This is a genomic window from Caballeronia ptereochthonis, from assembly GCF_001545075.1.
In the GTDB taxonomy this organism is placed as follows: Bacteria; Pseudomonadota; Gammaproteobacteria; order Burkholderiales; family Burkholderiaceae; genus Caballeronia; species Caballeronia ptereochthonis.
Genome location: NZ_FCOB02000005.1, coordinates 1 through 18,291, shown reverse-complemented (window position 1 = coordinate 18,291; position 18,291 = coordinate 1). Strand labels below are relative to the sequence as shown.

Sequence of the window (18,291 nt, the reverse complement as noted above, 5' to 3'; positions counted from 1 at the left end):
ACTGCTTTCGAGGAAACGCGCTGGCGTCATGCTTACAGCGAGTAGTACATCTCGAACTCGATCGGATGCACCGCCTGACGATAACGCTGCAGCTCGTTCGTCTTCAGTTCGATGTATGCGTCGAGCATCGAGTCCGTGAACACGCCGCCGCGCGTCAGGAACTCGCGATCCGCGTCGAGCGCGTCGAGTGCCTGGTCGAGGCCCGCGCACACGGTCGGGATCTTCGCGTCTTCTTCCGGCGGCAGGTCGTACAGATTCTTGTCGGCGGCTTCGCCCGGGTGGATCTTGTTCTGCACGCCGTCGAGACCCGCCATCATCAGCGCGGAGAAGCACAGGTACGGGTTCGCGAGCGGATCCGGGAAGCGCGTTTCGATGCGGCGGCCCTTCGGATTCGACACGTGCGGAATACGGATCGAGGCCGAACGGTTGCGCGCCGAGTAAGCGAGCTTCACGGGCGCTTCGAAGTGCGGCACGAGACGCTTGTACGAGTTCGTACCCGGGTTCGTGATCGCGTTCAGCGCGCGAGCATGCTTGATGATGCCGCCGATGTAGAACAGCGCGAATTCCGACAGGCCGGCATAGCCGTTGCCCGCGAACAGGTTCTGGCCGTCCTTCCAGATCGACTGGTGAACGTGCATGCCCGAGCCGTTGTCGCCGACGACCGGCTTCGGCATGAAGGTCGCCGTCTTGCCGTACGTGTGCGCCACGTTGTGGATGATGTACTTCATCTGCTGCAGCCAGTCGGCGCGCTGAACCAGCGTCGAGAACTTCGTGCCGATTTCGTTCTGGCCCTGGCCCGCCACTTCGTGGTGGTGCACTTCGACCGGGATGCCGATCTGTTCGAGCAGCAGACACATTTCCGAACGGATGTCCTGGAAGGTGTCGACAGGCGCTACCGGGAAGTAGCCGCCCTTCGTGCCCGGACGGTGGCCGGTGTTGCCGCCTTCGAATTCCTTGCCCGACGACCACGGTGCTTCTTCGGAGCCGATCTTAACGAACGTGCCCGACTGATCCGTGTTCCACTGCACCGAGTCGAAAATGAAGAATTCCGGCTCCGGACCGAAGTAGGCGGTATCGCCCAGGCCCGAGCTCTTGAGATAGGCTTCCGCGCGCTTCGAGAGCGAGCGCGGGTCGCGCTCGTAGCCCTTGCCGTCGGCGGGCTCGACCACGTCGCAGGTCAGAACGAGCGTCGACTCTTCATAGAACGGGTCGATGAAGGCGGTGTCCGCGTCCGGGACGAGCAGCATGTCCGACGCTTCGATGCCCTTCCAGCCGGCGATGGACGAACCGTCGAAAGCGTGGCCGCTTTCAAATTTGTCTTCGTCGAATGCCGAAACCGGCACGGAAACGTGTTGTTCTTTGCCGCGCGTGTCGGTGAAACGGAAGTCGACGAACTTGACGTCCTCGTCCTTGACGAGTTGCATGACGTCGGCCACGGATTTACTCATTACCTATCTCCTGATTAACAAAAGTCGGCGAATTGCTTCGCCGCCTCGACCAATTCCGTACATCGCTACTAATCGAGGATCAAAAAGCAGCTTCCGTGCCAAGCGCACCAACCTTGCGCTAAGCGCTTGAAGCAGCGCGCGTTTGGGTGAAACGACTTCGCTACTGCGAGGCGCGGTCCGACTCGTCGCTTTCGCGCTGCGCACCTGTTTGGTGCGCCAGTTTAGGACTGCTCCGGCCAAGGCATCAATCTGGTGCATTCGTCTGAATATGCACCAGTTCGATGCACTTGCTGCGACAAAGGCGGAGGCTTCGGTTCAGCCGCGTCAGGCTAGAATGATCTTTTGCGCTTTACCGGAGACAACGCGCCATGAGCACGCTGGAACAACTTTATGGCCAGGCCGAACGCCGCGCCGCCGAAAACAACCTGACCTATGCCGGCGCCTTCTCGCCAGCCGAAGCGTTCGAACTGCTGCAACTCGACCCGCGCGCGCGCCTCATCGACGTGCGCACCCGCGCGGAACTCGACTGGGTGGGCCGCCCGGCGATCGACGGCGCGCAGTACGCCCATATCGAGTGGATCCGCTATCCCGGTTCGGTGCCGAACGCTGAGTTTATCGAACAATTGCGACAGGTCGCCACTCCCGATACGCCCGTGGTTTTTTTGTGCCGCAGCGCGGCCCGCTCGAAGCTGGCTGCAATCGCGGCGCAGAAGGAAGGCTATGCAAAGGCGTACGACCTGCTCGAAGGGTTCGAAGGCGACAAGGATGGACAGGGGCATCGGAAAACCGTGGCGGGATGGTGCTTCCGCGGGCTGCCCTGGATCGGGGCTTGAGCGGCCTGCCTAGTTCGACGCGTCGAGCAATGCGCGCACGCGCCTGACCCTTGCCTCATCGACGGGCGCGAGCGCGTTTCCATCGACGCGCACGCCCGAGCCGAAATGCACCGCACGAACACCCGTGGATGCGACGAATGGCGCGACCGCATCCACGCTGAGCCCGGCGCCTGCCAGCACCGCGCAGCGCGTTCCCGCCGCCCTTTCCACGAGCCTCGCGATCGTCGCTCGGGCTTCCAGAACGGATGGCTTGCCGCCTGAAGTCAGCACGTTCGTCACCGCATCGAATCGCAGCAGGGTCTCGAACGCGGAGAAAAGATCGCGCGCCTCATCGAACGCGCGGTGGAACGTGAGCGGCAGGCCGTCCGCTGCCTCGATCACGCGCGCGAGGCCGCCGGTATCGACTTCGCCGTTGGCGCGCAGCATGCCCACCACGATCGCGTTCGCATCGGTCTTCGCGATCGCGCGCACGTCGCGGGTGATGACCGCGTAATCGTCGGCATCGTAGACGAAGGAGCGGCTGTGCGGCCGTACGATCACGTTCACCGGAATGCCCACCGCTTCCACCACCGCTTCGATCAGCCCGATGCTCGGCGTCAGCCCGCCCTCGCCCATCGCGGTGACGAGCTCCAGCCGGTCGGCGCCGCCGCGCTGCGCCGCGCGCGCATCGGCTACGGTCGTCGCGATGACTTCCAGCAGGCTCACTTCGCTTCCTCCGGCGGCACTTCCACCACCTCGCCGCCCAGCGCGATCACGCCCTCGCGCAATACGTCGAACGCGGCGTTGGCCCTCTCGGGATCGCCCTTCACGCCCAGATCGATATGCGAGCGCGCATAGAGCGCGCCGCGCGCCGCATCGCCCACGCTCGGCAGGCTGAACGCGCGCACGCCCTCGAAATCGCGCTCGATCGCCACCATCAGCGGCGTGATGCGCGACTCGGGCAGCCCGAACACGAGCAGCGAGCGTTCGACGTAGGGCGTCGCGTGATGCAGATGCGCGTACTTCGTGTCCAGCACCCATTCGATCATCGGCCAGGCCATCACCGGAAAGCCCGGCACGAAATGATGATCGCCGACGGAAAAGCCCGGGATCTTGTTGTAGCTGTTCGGGATGATCTCCGCGCCCTGCGGAAACGTGCCCATGTTCAGCCGGTGCAGATTCTCGGGCGACTCCAGATCGGCCGGCTTGCCCGCCTGGGCCGCCGTGTCGCGGATGCGCGCGCGAATCAGCTCGGCGGCTTCCGGATGCAGTTCGAGCGGACGCCCGAGCGCCTTCGCCGCGCACTGGCGGGTGTGATCGTCCGGCGTCGCGCCGATGCCGCCCGTCGAGAACACGATGTCGCCCGACGCGAAGGTGCGCGCGAGCGTCGCGGTGATGCGCGCGGGATCGTCGCCGACGTACTCGGCCCAATCGAGCGACAGGCCACGCGCGCCCAGCAATTCGATGATTTTCGGCAAATGCTTGTCGCTGCGGCGGCCGGACAGGATCTCGTCGCCGACGATGATGACGCCAATGCCCATGAATGCCCCTTTTCTTGTTCGATGGTGCGAATCAGGATTCGACCGTGATCGCCGGATAGTGCAGCTCGCTCGCGCGCAGGCGCTGGAGCGCGTGCAGACAGTAATGCGCGAACCAGAGCGCGGAAAACACGAGGATGAACGCATACGCCCAGATCGTCACGACGGCGACCACTGGGAAAAGCGGCAACAGCCAGACGGACCATGCCCAGAGCATCGTCGGCACGGAGCTCAGCAGGCCGCTCACGATGCCGATCGCCAGCAACGGCCAGCGCGCATCGCGCACGATCGCGCGGCGTTCGTCGGCACTCGCGTGCAGCGCGAGCGCGTCGTAAGTCATCACGCGATACGTGAGCCAGCCCCACAGCAGCGGCGGAACGAGCGCGAAGAACGGCGGAATCAGCCATAAGGGCAGCGTGACGACCAGCAGCACGAGACACACCACCGTCGTCACGACGGAATGCCCGAGACTGCCGTACCACGAGCCGCCGCGCCGCTCTTCCAGCGACGCGTAATGCCCCTTCGGCTGGCGCGTGAGCAGCTTGACGACACCCGGCATCGAGAGCGTCGCGATCAGCAGGAGCACGGTCACGACGATCAGCGGAATCGTCATGATGACGACCAGGAACGGCGCGATCACCGCATGCAGCGACGAGAAGCCGACCGTATCGAAGAGACGGTACATGGCCGAGGTGAGCGCCCAGCCGTCGAGCCAGCTGTTCGCCGCGCCCGTGAGCGTCTGCCAGAAGAACCAGAGGAGCGCGCCCCATACCACGGTGGCGACGCCGAACGGCATCAGCGTCAGCCAGAGCATGCGCGGATGAAAGACGTTCGCAAGCGCGCGCACGAACGAACGCAACAAGTCATTCATGCGTGATTCGTAGAAGGAAGAGGAACCGACAGGATAAACCAGCGCCGCCCGCCGGCGCCGGTTTCACGGGAAAAGCTCAGACGGCCGCCGAGTTGTCCGAGGCGGACGCGCCCGCGCGGCGCGCGGACAGACGCGCGGCGATGCGCTTGAACGCGAGCCAGTGCTGCTCGAAAAAGCCGTCGCCGTAATGGACGGGCGCGACGCCCGGCGCGCCGAGCTGGTCGCGGATGCCGGTCGGCTCGACGGCGCGCTCGAACGACGCCGAGCGGAACAGGATGTCCCAGAAGGAGAACAGCACGCCGAAATTGCAGCCGTATGTGGTGCCTTCGTGGCCGAAGCCGATCGCGTGATGACGGCGATGGAACGCCGGACTCACGACGATCCGGTCGCCCAGCCAGCCGTAGTGCAGGCGGATGTTCGCGTGCTGCAGGCTCTGCATGAAATTGGTGATGGCGACGAGCACGACGAACTGCGACGGCTCCACGCCGATCACGAGCGCGACACACGCGAAAAAGCTCGCCTGCAGGATGTCGTCGAGCAGATGGTTGCGGTCGTCCGTCCACAGCGACATCTTCTGCTGGCTGTGATGCACCGCATGCAATTCCCACCAGATGCCGAAGCGATGCTCCAGGCGGTGATACCAGTAGCCCGCGAAGTCGAGAATGAGCAGATAGATGACGAAGGTGACGAGCGGCTGGGTGGTGACACCCGGCCACAGGTTGTCGATCTCGAGATTCGGCACGTTGTGCATGCGCAGCCAGCTTTGCAGCGAATCGAAGAGCGGCTGGAACGTGAAGAAGAAAAACAGGTTGAGGATGCCGAGCTTGACGATCCACGTGTAGAGCACGTCCACGCGCACGCCCTTTCGGTCCTTCCATTCTTCCGCGGGGCGGAACGCTTCGAGCGGGCGCAGGATGGCGTACATCGCGAGCACTTCCAGTACGCCGACGATCACCCAGTAGAGCGCGTCGTAGGTGTCCTCGTCGTAGTCCATCATGCCGGTCTTGAACAGCACCGGCTGGACCACGTCGACGTAGAGCAGCGTCTGCAGCGACGAAACGAAACTGTCGAGAGCCGAGAGAATGGAATGAAACATGGTGCTCCGTGATGCCGTAATGCCTGCTTCAATCGTAGTACAGGGCGCCCTCGGTTGCAGGGCGCCCCACACGATCTGCCTTACGCGCCGTTCGGCGCCGTCACCGGCGCGCGGTTGTAGAAGTAAATGCCGTGCGGCGAGCGGCCGACCTTGATGGTCTGGATCAGCTTACGATCCGCAAGGTCGATCACGCCGACATGCTTCGCGAAGCGGAACGTCACCCACAGATACTTCTTGTCTGCGGAAAGTTCCATGTCGTCCGGGCCCGGCAGCAGGCCGGTGATGTCGCCGACATTCGTGAGCGTGTCCTCGTCGATGATGCTGATCGTGTTCGCCACGCGGTTCGACACGGCGACATGCTTGCCGTCCACGAGCGAGCGGAAGTTGTGCGCGCCCTTGCCCGTCGTGATCGTCTTGACGACCTTCTGGTTGCGCCAGTCGACCACGGCCACGTAATCCGCGCCCGTCATGCCGACGAGCAGATACTTGTCGCCCGGCGTGAGCCAGACGCCCGCCGGCACCTTGCCGACCTTCATCTTCCATTTCACGGTCTGCGTCGCCAGGTCGATCGCGGCGATCTCACCGGATACCTGCAGCGAGATGAACGCGGTCGTGCTGTCGTTGGTGAACGCGATGTGGCTCGGCATCGTCGCGAGCGGCAGGCGCTTCGCGATGGAGAGGTTCTTGCCGTCGTAGTGGTAGATATCGAGGCGGTCGAGGCGCAGGCCCGTCGACACGAACCATTTCTTGTCCGGCGAGAAGCCGATCTGGTACGGGTCCTCGATGTCCTGCACCCAGCGCTGGAATGCGCCGGTTTTCGGGTCGACGAACATCAGGTTGTTCGACACCGAATTCGCGACGATCAGCGACGAGCTGTCGGGCGTCGGCATCAGATGGTGCGGCTCCTTGCCCGTCGGCACGGTGCCGACGACCTGGCGCGTGTTCTCGTCGATCAGGCTCAGCGTGGCTTCCGCCGAATTGAGCACGATGACGTTGTTGGCGAATGCTGCGGTGGCGATGAGGGCGGCGCCGGTAGCGAGCGCGGCGCGTGCGGCAGCCGCACGGAAGCGGCCGGAATGGCGGCTGGAACGGAAAATATTGCGCATGAAAAGTTGGCTTCGGGAGGCAGGCGTCATTGTAGAACGTTTGCCCCGCGCGGCGCGTTGACCGGCAGCGGCTTTTTGCGCAATACGCTGCGGCGGCGCAAGAAATGACGGAAATTCGGCGCGGGCGACGGCCGCGCCCAGCCTCAGCGCTGCATCGATTCCCAGACCTTGTGGAGGCGCTTCACCGAGACCGGCATCGGCGTGCGCAATTCCTGCGCGAAAAGCGACACGCGCAGTTCTTCCAGCAGCCAGCGATACTCGGCGAGCCGCGCATCCGCGACGCCGCCGCGCTGCGACAGCGCGCGCTGATAGTGCTGCGCGAGCGGCTGCAGCTCGGCGAGCAGGCGCGCGTCGCGGGCCGGATCGGCCTTGAGCTTGTCGATGCGCAGCCCGATTCCCTTCAGATAGCGCGGGAAGTGCACGAGCTGCGCGTACGGCGTATCGATCACGAAGCGCTTGCCGATCAGCGCGCCGAGCTGCGCCTGCATGTCGGCGTAGGCCGAGGCGAAAGATTTCGCCTGCGTGAGCTTTTTCGCGAGCGCGGCATATTCCGTCAGGATCGCGCCGACGAGCCGCGCGATTTCCTGCGCGAGCAGCGTGAGACGCCCTTTGGCCGCGTCGCGGCGGGCGTGGAAGCCGGCGTCGTCGTCGGGAAGCGGGTCTTGCAGGCATGCGCGATCCAGCGCCGTCTCGACGATCTGATCGCGCAGCTCGTCCGGCGTGCCGAGCGCCATGTATTGCATCGACATTTCGCGCAGGCCCGGCAGGTTCTTCTCCAGATAGCGGATCGGCTCGCGCAGCTGCAGCGCGAACAGCCGCCGCAAGCCCGCGCGATGAATGCGCGCCGCCTCCTCGGGCGAATCGAACACTTCGACATCGCAGTGCGTGCCGCGATCGACGAGCGCCGGATAGCCGAACAGGGTCTGCCCGCGCCGGCGGATTTCCAGCAATTCGGGCAGCTTGCCGAAGTTCCAGGTCGTGAGGTTTTCGTAAAGCGCGGTGCTTTCGCCCGTTTGCGGCGTTTGCTGCGCCGGCTGCGCGCCCGCCTCGCCCGACAGGGCGTCGAACGCCGCCGTCGCCGTCAGCTTCTGAAACTGCTGCTGCGCCTGACCGCCCAGCTCGGCGCGCAATTGCGCGAGATTGCGGCCCATCGCGAGCTGGCGGCCGTGCTCGTCGATCACCTTGAAATTCATGAAAAGGTGCGCGGGCAGTGTTTCGAGCTTGAAGTCCGCGCTCTTCACGGCGATTTGCGTCTCTCCGCGGATATCCGCGATCAACGAATCGACGAGCGCGCCCGCGCCGAACTTCGGCCCTGCGTGACGCTCGGCGAAACCCGCCGCGTATTCCGGCAATGGCACAACATGACGCCGCAGCTTCTGCGGCAGCGATTTGAGCAGGAGCTGCGCCTTCTCCCGGATCATGCCCGGCACGAGCCATTCGACCCACCGCGCATCGACCTGATTCAGCCCGTAGAGCGGCACCGTGAGCGTGACGCCATCGCGCGGCGAGCCCGGCTCGAAGTGATACGTGAGCGACATCTCGATGCCCGACATCGTCATGCGCTTCGGGAACAGATCGGTCGTGACGCCGGCGGCTTCGTGGCGCATCAGGTCGTCGCGCGAGAGGAACAGCAGCTTCTCGTTGCCCGGCTTCTTCTGCTCGTCGCGATACCAGCGCTCGAACGCCGCGCCCGTCCACATGCCTTCGGGAATCAGCGAATCGTAGAAGCCGTAGATCAGTTCGTCGTCGACGAGCACGTCCTGGCGGCGCGACTTGTGCTCCAGCTGCTCGATGTCGGCGACCAGCTTGCGGTTGTGCGCGAAGAACGGCAGGCGCGTCTCGAACTCGCCTTCGACCAGCGCGCCGCGGATGAACAGTTCGCGCGCATGCTTCGGGTCCTGCTGGCCGAAGCTCACGCGACGCCGCGCGTAGACCGTCAGGCCGTACAAAGTGGCGCGCTCGTACGCGACGACCTGCGCGGCTTTCTTTTCCCAATGCGCGTCGGACAGCGACTTCTTCAGCAGATGCCCGCCCACGGTTTCGAGCCATTCCGGCTCGATCCTCGCGATGGTGCGCGCGTACAGCCGGCTCGTCTCGACGAGCTCGCCCGCCATCACCCAGCGCCCCGCTTTCTTCAGGAGCGCCGAGCCCGGCCACAGATGGAACTTGATGCCGCGCGCGCCGAGATAGTGCGGCTCGTCGTCGGCCTTGAGACCGACGTTGCCGAGCAGGCCCGTCAGCAGCGACAGATGCACCTGCTCGAAAGTCGCGTCCGACTCGTTCAGGCGCCAGCCGTGCTCGCGCACGACCGTCAGCAATTGCGAGTGCACGTCGCGCCATTCGCGCAGACGCAGATGCGAGAGGAAGTTCGCGCGGCACGCATCGGCGAGCTGGCGGTTCGACTTCTTGTGCGCGACGGCGTCCTCGAACCACTTCCAGATGCGCGTCCATTGCAGGAATTCGGAGCGCTCGTCGACGAACTGGCGATGCGCCTGATCCGCCTGCTCCTGCGCCTCGATCGGCCGCTCGCGCGGATCCTGCACCGACAACGCCGACGCGATGATCAGCACCTCCTTCAGCGCATGATGGTCGCGCGCGGCGAGAATCATGCGGCCGACGCGCGGATCGAGCGGCAGGCGCACGAGCTCGCGGCCGAGCGGCGTCAGTTCGTTTTCGTCATCGACGGCGCCGAGCTCGTTCAGCAGCTGATAGCCGTCCGCGATCGCGCGGCCCGGCGGCGGCTCGATGAACGGGAACGTTTCGATCGCCGTCAGATGCAGCGACTTCATGCGCAGAATCACGGACGCGAGCGACGAGCGCAAGATTTCCGGATCGGTGAAACGCGGCCGCGCCTGAAAATCCGCTTCGTCATAAAGACGGATGCACACGCCGTCCGCGACGCGCCCGCAGCGGCCGGCACGCTGGTTCGCCGCCGCCTGCGAAACCGGCTCGATCTGCAATTGCTCGACCTTGTTCCGGTACGAATAGCGCTTCACGCGCGCCGTTCCGGTATCGACGACATAGCGAATGCCCGGCACCGTCAGCGAGGTTTCCGCGACGTTGGTCGCGAGCACGATGCGCCGCGCGTTCGACGGCCTGAACACGCGCTCCTGCTCCTGCGCAGAGAGGCGCGCGAAGAGCGGCAGGATTTCGGTGTGCGGCGGATGGTGCTTTCGGAGCGCCTCGGCGGCGTCGCGGATCTCGCGCTCGCCGGGCAGGAACACGAGCACGTCGCCCGGGCCGACGCGGCACAACTCGTCCACGGCATCGACGATCGCTTCCATCAGATCGCGGTCGGTCCTGCGGTCGTTTCTTCTCGGCAGCGTGCCCTGAGCGGACTTCACCGCCACGCTTTCCTCCTCGACCGGCCGATAGCGCACTTCCACCGGATACAGACGCCCGCTCACCTCGATCACCGGCGCGGGGTTGTCCTCGCTGCCGAAATGGCGCGCGAAGCGCTCGGCGTCGATGGTCGCGGACGTGACGATCAGCTTCAGATCCGGCCGCTTCGGCAGGATTTCCTTCAGATAGCCGAGCAGAAAGTCGATGTTGAGGCTGCGCTCGTGCGCCTCGTCGATGATGATCGTGTCGTAGGCCTTGAGCAGCGGATCGGTCTGCGTTTCCGCGAGCAGGATGCCGTCGGTCATCAGCTTGACCGACGCGCCCGGCGCGAGGTTATCCGTGAAGCGCACCTTGTAGCCGACGACTTCGCCGAACGGCGTGCCGAGTTCTTCCGCGATGCGCCTGCCCGTCGCCGAAGCCGCGATGCGGCGCGGCTGCGTGTGGCCGATCAGGCCGCTGCCGCCCGCGCCGGGCCCGCGTCCGAGCGACAGGCAGATTTTCGGGAGTTGCGTGGTCTTGCCCGAGCCGGTTTCGCCGCTGACGATCACGACCTGATTCGCTTCGATCGCGCGTGCGATTTCCTCGCGGCGGCCGGAGACCGGGAGCGCCTCGGGGAAGGTGATCGGCGGAACGGGATTCGGCGTGACGACGCGCGATTCTCGCGGCGGGCGCGGCGGGCGTTGTTCGCGGGGTTCGCGGGGCTCGCGAGCGGCGGGCGCACGTTCGGCGGCGAGCGCGGGCTCGGAGCGCTGCGCTTCGGGCTTGCGCGGCTCGGCCGGTTTTGCGTGGGCGCTGCGCTGCGGTCGTTCGGCACGCTTCGTCGCGTCGCGCGGCGGGCGATTGTCCTGCCCGCGTCGTGCATCGTCGTGCCTTGCGCGTGCCGCAGCGGAACGTTCGGGTTCGGGACGCGACTCACGCGCCGGAGCGCGATTGGCTTTCGGAGACGCCGCGTCCTTCGCCTGCGCCACGTCGCGTGGATTTTTCGGCGGCTGCACGGCTTGCGCCTGCCGAACCGCCGATGTCGCAGGTGCTTGCTTCAAGGCCGCGGAAGCGCCGGGCGCGCTCGGCACATTACCGGCCTTACCGCGCTCGCCGCCCTTCTGTTGCGCCGCAGCCGCGGCCGCTCCACCGCCCGTCCCGCCCGCGAATCGCCGCGCGGCCAGTTCCTTCTTGCTCAACGCCGTGGAATCGCCGGACGCGCCCGCTCCCTCCCGCGCTTCGCGCAGCAGATTTTCACGCAGTTGTCGCAACTGCTCCTGAGTATCGGGGGATTTGTCGGCGGACTGAGACTTGCCCGCCTGATCGGGACGCGAGGGACGAGAAACATTCGGCATAGCGTCGCATTATAATCCCGGGATGAATTCCCAAACCGACCTCACCATCGCGTCGCAGCCGGCTGCAGCAGAGCCCGACGCGCCGAATCCCCACGCCCAGTTCGTCGACTGGATGCGCTCTGTCGCGCCGTATATTCACGCGTTCCGGAACAAGACCTTCGTCGTCGCGTTCGGCGGGGAGCTGGTGCAGGAAGGACGCCTGAATGCGCTCGTGCAGGACGTCGGCCTGCTGCACGCGATGGGCATCCACGTCGTGCTCGTGCACGGCTCGCGTCCGCAGCTCGACGAGCAGCTGAGCCTGCACGGCGTCGAGTCGTCGTTCTCGCACGGCTTGCGTATCACCGATGCCCGCGCGCTCGAATCCGCGAAGGAAGCGGCCGGCGAAGTGCGTCTCGACATCGAGGCCGCGATCAGCCAGGGCTTGCCGAACACGCCGATGGCGCACGCGCACATCAGCGTCGTGTCGGGCAACTTCGTGACGGCGCGGCCGGTCGGCATTCTCGATGGCGTCGATTTCCAGCACACGGGCGTCGTGCGCAAGATCGACGGCGATTCCGTGCGCCAGTCGCTCGCGAGCAACAAGCTGGTGCTGCTCTCCCCGCTCGGCTTTTCGCCGACCGGCGAGGCGTTCAATCTGTCGATGGAAGACGTCGCCTCGGCCGCGGCGATCGCGCTGCGCGCCGACAAGATCATCTTCGTGACGGAAATCCCGGGTCTGGTCGACCAGGAAGGCGCGCTCGTGCGCGAAATGTCGCTCGACGATGCGTACCGCCTGCAGGAAAGCGGCGAGCTGCAGGGCGACACCGCGTTCTATCTGAAGCACACGATTCGCGCCTGCCGCGGCGGCGTCGCGCGCGGCCACATCATTCCGTACGCGCTCGACGGCAGCGTGCTGCTCGAACTGTTCCTGCACGACGGCGTCGGCACGATGATCTCGTACGAGAACCTCGAGAGCCTGCGCGAGGCGACGCCGGACGACGTCGGCGGCATTCTCACCCTGATCGAGCCGCTCGAATCCGACGGCACGCTCGTGAAGCGCGGACGTCACCAGATCGAACGGGACATCGACCACTTCTCGGTCATCGAGCACGACGGCGTGCTGTTCGGCTGCGCGGCGCTCTATCCGTACACGCACGAGCGCATCGGCGAGATGGCGTGCCTGACTGTCGCGCCGGAAGCGCAGGGCTCGGGCGACGGCGAGCGCCTCCTGAAACGGATCGAGCAGCGCGCCCGCGCGCGCGGGCTCACGCGCATCTTCGTGCTGACGACGCGCACCGAGCACTGGTTCCTGAAGCGCGGCTTCGTGAAGGTGACCGTGGACGATCTGCCCGAGGATCGCCGGCGCCTCTATAACTGGCAGCGCAAATCGCTCGTGCTGATGAAACAGCTTTGAACAATATTCCGGACGCGCGACAGTCACGAAACCCGCGCGTCCCGCTACCCCGACACAGGAGAAACCCACGATGGCCCGAATGATTCAATGCGCGAAGCTCGGCAAGGAAGCCGAAGGACTGGATTTTCCGCCGCTGCCGGGCGAGCTCGGCAAGCGCATCTACGAAACGATCTCGAAGGAAGCCTGGCAAGGCTGGCTCAAGCAGCAGACGATGCTCATCAACGAGAATCGCCTGAACATGGCCGATCCCCGCGCGCGCCAGTATCTGCTCAAGCAGACCGAGAAGTACTTCTTCGGCGAAGGCGCCGACACGGCTTCGGGCTACGTGCCGCCGCAAGGCTGAATCGGCGCTCCAGCCGTCTGGCGAGAACCGGCCCCGTGCGGCCGGTTTTTTGTTGTCCGCGCGCCCGGCAAAATGGTCCGAATGGATCATCGGACGAACGGGACGAAACCCGGCGCTATCCCAGGCGGGACAAGGGATAGCGTGATCAGACAAGCTCGTCCGGATGGGCCGGTTTGCACATCGTCTGTCATCGTGTTATCATCTTCCTGTTTTCAACAGTAATTCACCCTCATTCACGCGCATGAGTCCGGCGCATTTTCTCTCGGGCGCAGCGTGGTAGTGACCGTTTTCATACAAAGAGGCGCGTCGGTTTTTTAGCTGGTTTTGCCAGACTCACGCCGGCCTTTTTCGTCTCAAGCTGTTTTTTCGCCGACGTCGCGGCCCACCCGCGGCAGCTCACCGAGTTCGCCGTCCGCACGTCAAATTCGTTTGTTTTACCCGAGTGCAGTTTCGCGACTCACCGCGAGGCACCGGCACCGCGTTTGCGTTTCAATCTTCAGCATCTGCTTCAATCGAGATGCTGCGTGGGGCCATTGGCGATCGCTTTTCGATGCGAAGCGGCGCCGTCGCGAAACTACACTGTCCCGGCAATACGCGTCGTCTTTCCGGCGACGCGCCCGAGGCTCCCCGCGAGTCATCGGGATCGAATACGGAGTCTTTCGAACTATGTCCACCCTTCACGAGGGCCTTTGGCGCAAACGCGATACATCGAGTCAGAAGTCGGATCTCACCATCGACGACATCACCATCGTCGATCAGTTCCTGTTGAAGCGCGCCGTCGGCGCCATGGCCATCGGTAACGCGATGGAATGGTTCGACTTCGGCGTCTACAGCTACATCGCCGTGACGCTCGGCAAGGTGTTCTTCCCGTCGAGCAGCCCGGCCGCGCAGTTGCTGGCGACCTTCGGCACGTTCGCGGCCGCGTTCCTCGTGCGCCCGATCGGCGGCATGGTGTTCGGCCCGCTCGGCGACCGCATCGGCCGCAAGCGCGTGCTCGCGATGACGATGATCATGATGGCCGTCGGCACCTTCTGTATCGGGCTGATTCCGAGCTACGAGAGCATTGGCGTGATGGCGCCGGTGCTGCTGCTGGTCGCGCGTCTGGTGCAGGGCTTCTCGACGGGCGGCGAGTACGGTGGAGCGGCGACCTTCATCGCCGAGTTTTCGCCGGACAAGAAGCGCGGCTTCATGTCGAGCTTCCTCGAGTTCGGCACGCTCGTCGGCTATGTGCTCGGCGCGGGCGTGGTCGCGGTGCTGACCGCGGTGCTCTCGGAGAACGCGCTGCTCTCGTGGGGCTGGCGCATTCCGTTCATCATCGCGGGTCCGCTCGGCCTGATCGGTCTCTACATCCGGATGAAGCTCGAAGAGACGCCGGCGTTCCAGCGTGAAGCCGAGAAGGCGGAAGCGGTGTCGCACGAAACGACCAAGGAACAGTTCCGCGAGACGCTCATCCAGCAATGGAAGCCGCTGCTGCAATGCGTGGGCCTCGTGCTGATCTTCAACGTGACCGACTACATGGCGCTGTCGTATCTGCCGAGCTATCTGTCGGCGACGCTCAAGTTCAACGAGACGCACGGCCTCTTCATCGTGCTCGTCGTGATGGTGCTGATGATGCCGCTGACGCTCTTCGCGGGTCGTCTCTCGGATGCGGTCGGCCGCAAGCCGGTGATGCTCGCGGGCTGTATCGGCCTGCTGGTGCTCTCGATCCCGGCGCTCTCGCTGATCCGCATGGGCACGATCCCGTCGATCTTCGCGGGCATGATGATTCTCGGCGCGCTGCTGTCGACCTTCACGGGCGTGATGCCGTCGTCGCTGCCGGCCCTCTTCCCGACGAAGATCCGCTACGGCGCGCTCGCGATCGGCTTCAACGTGTCGGTGTCGCTGTTCGGGGGCACGACGCCGCTCGTCACGGCCTGGCTCGTCGACAGGACCGGCAACCTGATGATGCCCGCGTACTACCTGATGGGTGCTTCGGTCATCGGCATCGTGTCGGTCATCGCGCTGCACGAGACGGCGAAGAAGCCGCTGAAGGGCTCGCCGCCGGCAGTCGGCTCGCACTCGGAGGCGCATGCGATCCTGCGCGGCCATCGCGAGGCCGCCGAAATGGACGATGCGTTCCCGGAAGGCACCGTGCGCGCGTAAGCGTTCGGCTGTGACGGTTTGAGTTGGCAAAGGGCTGGCGCTTTGAGCGCCGGCCCTTTTTGTTTTTGTTATGGCACAAGCGGAATGATGCGCGCGTCGATCCTGTCTGCGTCGATGTCGAGCAAGGCGAGCGTGATCGGCAACTTGAAGCGACGCGGGCCCGCGCTGCCCGGATTCACGAACAGCACGTCGCCGCGACGCTCGATGAGCGGCTTGTGCGAATGGCCCGTCACGACGACATCGACGCCGTCGAGCTTGTCGGGCACATCGGCGATGTCGTGCACGATGTGGATCGTCGCGCCGCCCAGTTCGATGCGCGCATGCTCCGGCAGTTGCGCGACGCTTTCGCCCACATCGTTGTTGCCGCGCACGACCGTGAGCGGCGCGAGTGGCGCGAGCGTGTCGAGCACGTCGTGCTTGCAGATGTCGCCCGCGTGAATGATGTGCGCACAGCCGTGCAGCGCTTCGAGCGCTTCGGGGCGCACGAGATTGTGGGTATCGGAGATGAGGCCGACGCGCATCACGGCTCCTCGCGCCTGGATCGGTGCCACCGATTATGCGGGAGGGCCGAAACCTTGTCGAATAGCCTGCTTTCCGGCGCGCACCGCGCTTTTGGCGCATGTGGGCGCGGTGGTAGAATCGCGTCCGCCCTGCCGGGGTGATGAAATTGGTAAACATAGCGGACTTAAAATCCGCCGCCTAACGGCTTGCCGGTTCGAGTCCGGTCCCCGGCACCAAGGATCATCCAGCCACTTCGCCTGCGCTGGATCAGCAACGAAATCAGCGCGCCCCTTCTCTCGCAAGTCCCGCTATTCGAGGGCGCATCGCGCGCTCGACCACGCAACGCATCGCGCTCCCGATGCGGGGACATCGGCCGACGTCGCTTCAGACCATTGCGCTATCATCCTGTCGAACGATCCGCCCGGGAGAGCGACCTTGCTTGAACATGTTCGAAACCTATTCAGAAAGGAATTGCCTCCGCTGTCGGTCAGTGAAATTGCCGCGTCGAAACTGACCTATCTTCCGGCTGCGAAGCTGGAAAACATCGCTCAGTGCATCCAGCAGGTTCAAGCGCAGCACGTACCCGGAGATTTTGTCGAATTCGGTGTCGCGCTGGGAGGCTCGGGGATTTTCATCGCGAGGCGAATGGACAGACCCAGACGCTTCGTTGGTCTCGATCTGTTCGGGATGATCCCGGCGCCCGGACCGAAAGACGATGAAAAATCGCACGAACGATATCGGGTAATCGCCAGCGGTCGGTCCGAAGGAATTGGCGGTGACCGATATTACGGCTATGAACCGGACTTGCTGTCGAAGGTGAAGCGCAGCTTCTCGGAATATGGCATTCCGGTCGACGGCAAGCGGGTCAGCCTGCTACCCGGTCTGTTCGAAGACACGCTGCCACACTGGACGGTCAGGAAGATCGCTTTCGCGCATATCGATTGCGACTGGTTCGATCCGGTGACCCTGTGTCTCGAAACGACGCTTCCTCTCATGTCGCCAGGCGGGTTCATCATCCTCGACGACTATAAAGACTACGGAGGATGTAAGCAGGCGACGGACGAGTTTCTTCAGCGGCACAGGAACGTCACGCTCGTGGACTCGACCCACAACGCCGTTCTCCAAGTCTCCTGACGAAAACGCCCGGATCCGTGCCGGTCGCGTTTGCGACCGAGGCCAGTGGCCCGCTCACACCGCGTTCAACAACCGCTCCGCGTCCCTTACGGCATCGAACAGCGCCTCCATCGGCGTATCGCGATCGAGCAGGCACACGTGCTCGATATCGAACGGCAGCGCGTCCACGCCGATGAAGCGCACCGTGCCGCCGAATGAATCCCGCGTCTTGCCCTTTCGGACCGAGGCGATGTAGTTCGGCGTGATGTAAAGGGCAACGGGCATCATGGCGGCCTCCGCGACTGACTGGCGTCGGCCGTAATCCGGTCGACGAGGCAAAGTCTAGCGATGCGCGCCGCCGCCCTGCACCCGTCTCATGCGGGGAGCAAGCCCCTGCTTTCGCATACCCCGCCGCTACACCGCATGCCCCAGAACCCGCGCGATGTAATGCCGCCCCCACGCCTCGCCGTGCGCGATGGCCTCGGCAACGGTGTCGAACAGGCCGTGGTCGCCCGTCATTTCGCCGGAGTCGTCCGCAAGCTTCGCGCCATGCACCGGCTTCTGGTCGAGCCGGGTCACGCGCACGCGGATCGCGTATCCTTCGGACGGCGCCGCGTCCGCGTCCGCGTCGCCCTCGGCCTCGCGCGGCCTGGGCACGGCCTGCATGGCGAGCAGGTAATCGCCTACTTCGATGTCCTTCTGCATGGCGGTCGTCTCCATCAGTCGAAACGCACTCGAAGAATGCCAGTGCCGATTGTGCTACCGGTTCGCTCGGCAAAACAAGCCGTCGCGCGGCGCGCACGGCGCGCCGCGATGCACTACAGTGATTCACGGCCGCGCATGTTATAAAGCTTCGCCCCGACTCTCATCACGCTCCGGTGCGCCTCGCGGCATCGGGCATCGACCGAATTCATCGATGAATCATCGCCCTCGCCTCTTCCTGCTGCTCCTGCTCTCCGTTCCGCTCACGTATCTCGCCGGCTGCACGTCGTACTACAAGAACGTCGAAGCCTGCAAGGACAAGATGCGCGCGGACTACCCCGGCGCCGCGAGCGCGCCGTTGAAAATCACCGGATCCGGCGCCGGCTATCATGGCTCGCGGGTCATCGTGCACGGTACGATCGAATATCCGCCGAAGCCGCCCGCAACCAAGCCGGGCCGGACGTCCGCCGCTGCCGAATGCACGTTCAGCGAGCAGTCCATGACCGGCTTCCAGTGGCTCGTGCCCGCGGCGCTCGCGCCCAAGCCACCC

The 18,291-nt window shown here is 64.8% G+C and carries 16 protein-coding genes and 1 tRNA gene; 7 read left to right on the top strand and 10 right to left on the bottom strand.

The genetic code is table 11. The features are described 5' to 3' along the window. Window positions 1-32 precede the first annotated feature (32 nt). Complete coding sequence (glnA, locus tag AWB83_RS06405; RefSeq protein ID WP_087043464.1) at window positions 33-1,448, bottom strand: type I glutamate--ammonia ligase; 1,416 nt, start codon at window positions 1,446-1,448, stop codon at window positions 33-35. 368 nt (window positions 1,449-1,816) lie between these two features. Here glnA and AWB83_RS06400 point away from each other — a divergent pair, with 368 nt between their 5' ends. Next, on the top strand, window positions 1,817-2,281 hold the full coding sequence (locus tag AWB83_RS06400; protein ID WP_087043463.1) for a rhodanese-like domain-containing protein: 465 nt from the start codon (window positions 1,817-1,819) through the stop codon (window positions 2,279-2,281). A gap of 9 nt (window positions 2,282-2,290) precedes the next feature. Here the strand turns inward: AWB83_RS06400 and AWB83_RS06395 are convergent, their stop codons facing one another. From AWB83_RS06395 to hrpA, 6 genes are all read right to left on the bottom strand, one after another. After that, a complete protein-coding gene (locus tag AWB83_RS06395) occupies window positions 2,291-2,986 on the bottom strand; it encodes a copper homeostasis protein CutC (RefSeq protein WP_087043462.1) in 696 nt (231 codons plus the stop codon). Beyond that, entirely contained in the window at window positions 2,983-3,801 is an 819-nt protein-coding gene (locus AWB83_RS06390) for a competence/damage-inducible protein A (protein ID WP_087043461.1), read from the bottom strand. Before AWB83_RS06390 ends, AWB83_RS06395 begins: the two co-directional genes overlap by 4 nt. 31 nt (window positions 3,802-3,832) lie before the next feature. After that, window positions 3,833-4,669 carry an EI24 domain-containing protein gene (locus AWB83_RS06385; RefSeq protein ID WP_087043460.1) on the bottom strand — a complete coding sequence of 279 codons (837 nt, stop codon included), beginning with the start codon at window positions 4,667-4,669 and terminating at the stop codon, window positions 3,833-3,835. Between the two features lie 76 nt (window positions 4,670-4,745). Continuing rightward, on the bottom strand, window positions 4,746-5,765 hold the full coding sequence (locus AWB83_RS06380) for a sterol desaturase family protein (RefSeq protein WP_087043459.1): 1,020 nt from the start codon (window positions 5,763-5,765) through the stop codon (window positions 4,746-4,748). A gap of 80 nt (window positions 5,766-5,845) precedes the next feature. Continuing rightward, entirely contained in the window at window positions 5,846-6,871 is a 1,026-nt protein-coding gene (locus AWB83_RS06375; RefSeq protein WP_244197603.1) for a YVTN family beta-propeller repeat protein, read from the bottom strand. A 143-nt stretch (window positions 6,872-7,014) separates the two neighbouring features. Beyond that, window positions 7,015-11,547, bottom strand: coding sequence for an ATP-dependent RNA helicase HrpA (gene hrpA, locus AWB83_RS06370; protein ID WP_087043458.1), 4,533 nt, complete (start codon window positions 11,545-11,547; stop codon window positions 7,015-7,017). 22 nt (window positions 11,548-11,569) lie between these two features. On the opposite strand from hrpA, the gene argA reads away from it, so the two are divergent. From argA to proP, 3 genes are all read left to right on the top strand, one after another. Then, window positions 11,570-12,940: an amino-acid N-acetyltransferase gene (argA, locus tag AWB83_RS06365; protein WP_087043457.1), complete on the top strand. Its 1,371-nt coding sequence runs from the start codon at window positions 11,570-11,572 to the stop codon at window positions 12,938-12,940. Between the two features lie 70 nt (window positions 12,941-13,010). Next, window positions 13,011-13,283 (top strand): oxidative damage protection protein, encoded by a 273-nt coding sequence (locus tag AWB83_RS06360; RefSeq protein ID WP_087043456.1) that lies wholly within the window; start codon window positions 13,011-13,013, stop codon window positions 13,281-13,283. A gap of 666 nt (window positions 13,284-13,949) precedes the next feature. Beyond that, the gene (gene proP / locus AWB83_RS06355) at window positions 13,950-15,425 is read left to right on the top strand and encodes a glycine betaine/L-proline transporter ProP (RefSeq protein WP_087043455.1); all 1,476 of its coding nucleotides are present in this window, start codon (window positions 13,950-13,952) and stop codon (window positions 15,423-15,425) included. A gap of 68 nt (window positions 15,426-15,493) precedes the next feature. Here proP and AWB83_RS06350 read toward each other — a convergent pair whose 3' ends face one another. Then, window positions 15,494-15,946, bottom strand: a complete 453-nt coding sequence (locus tag AWB83_RS06350; protein ID WP_087043454.1) for a metallophosphoesterase family protein — start codon at window positions 15,944-15,946, stop codon at window positions 15,494-15,496. Between the two features lie 131 nt (window positions 15,947-16,077). Here AWB83_RS06350 and AWB83_RS06345 point away from each other — a divergent pair. Together AWB83_RS06345 and AWB83_RS06340 are read left to right on the top strand one after the other, a co-directional pair. Further along, a tRNA-Leu gene (locus AWB83_RS06345) sits at window positions 16,078-16,162 on the top strand. A 199-nt stretch (window positions 16,163-16,361) separates the two neighbouring features. Further along, entirely contained in the window at window positions 16,362-17,060 is a 699-nt protein-coding gene (locus AWB83_RS06340) for a TylF/MycF/NovP-related O-methyltransferase (protein ID WP_159463020.1), read from the top strand. Window positions 17,061-17,114: 54 nt separating this feature from the next. Here the strand turns inward: AWB83_RS06340 and AWB83_RS06335 are convergent, their stop codons facing one another. Together AWB83_RS06335 and AWB83_RS06330 are read right to left on the bottom strand one after the other, a co-directional pair. Next, window positions 17,115-17,327, bottom strand: a complete 213-nt coding sequence (locus AWB83_RS06335; protein ID WP_087043452.1) for a hypothetical protein — start codon at window positions 17,325-17,327, stop codon at window positions 17,115-17,117. Window positions 17,328-17,453: 126 nt separating this feature from the next. Further along, window positions 17,454-17,744, bottom strand: coding sequence for a hypothetical protein (locus AWB83_RS06330; protein ID WP_087043881.1), 291 nt, complete (start codon window positions 17,742-17,744; stop codon window positions 17,454-17,456). Between the two features lie 211 nt (window positions 17,745-17,955). On the opposite strand from AWB83_RS06330, the gene AWB83_RS06325 reads away from it, so the two are divergent. After that, window positions 17,956-18,291 (top strand): hypothetical protein (locus tag AWB83_RS06325; protein WP_087043451.1); only part of this gene is annotated, 336 nt, incomplete at its 3' end.

Bases quoted from the DNA above. Each gene is read 5' to 3' on its own strand.
- AWB83_RS06385 (WP_087043460.1), bottom strand. From the start codon at position 4,669: ATGAATGACTTGTTGCGTTCGTTCGTGCGCGCGCTTGCGAACGTCTTT.
- AWB83_RS06350 (WP_087043454.1), bottom strand. From the start codon at position 15,946: ATGCGCGTCGGCCTCATCTCCGATACCCACAATCTCGTGCGCCCCGAA.
- AWB83_RS06330 (WP_087043881.1), bottom strand. From the start codon at position 17,744: ATGCAGAAGGACATCGAAGTAGGCGATTACCTGCTCGCCATGCAGGCC.
- AWB83_RS06360 (WP_087043456.1), top strand. From the start codon at position 13,011: ATGGCCCGAATGATTCAATGCGCGAAGCTCGGCAAGGAAGCCGAAGGA.
- hrpA (WP_087043458.1), bottom strand. From the start codon at position 11,547: ATGCCGAATGTTTCTCGTCCCTCGCGTCCCGATCAGGCGGGCAAGTCT.
- AWB83_RS06390 (WP_087043461.1), bottom strand. From the start codon at position 3,801: ATGGGCATTGGCGTCATCATCGTCGGCGACGAGATCCTGTCCGGCCGC.
- AWB83_RS06335 (WP_087043452.1), bottom strand. From the start codon at position 17,327: ATGATGCCCGTTGCCCTTTACATCACGCCGAACTACATCGCCTCGGTC.
- proP (WP_087043455.1), top strand. From the start codon at position 13,950: ATGTCCACCCTTCACGAGGGCCTTTGGCGCAAACGCGATACATCGAGT.
- argA (WP_087043457.1), top strand. From the start codon at position 11,570: ATGAATTCCCAAACCGACCTCACCATCGCGTCGCAGCCGGCTGCAGCA.
- AWB83_RS06380 (WP_087043459.1), bottom strand. From the start codon at position 5,765: ATGTTTCATTCCATTCTCTCGGCTCTCGACAGTTTCGTTTCGTCGCTG.
- AWB83_RS06400 (WP_087043463.1), top strand. From the start codon at position 1,817: ATGAGCACGCTGGAACAACTTTATGGCCAGGCCGAACGCCGCGCCGCC.
- glnA (WP_087043464.1), bottom strand. From the start codon at position 1,448: ATGAGTAAATCCGTGGCCGACGTCATGCAACTCGTCAAGGACGAGGAC.
- AWB83_RS06375 (WP_244197603.1), bottom strand. From the start codon at position 6,871: ATGCGCAATATTTTCCGTTCCAGCCGCCATTCCGGCCGCTTCCGTGCG.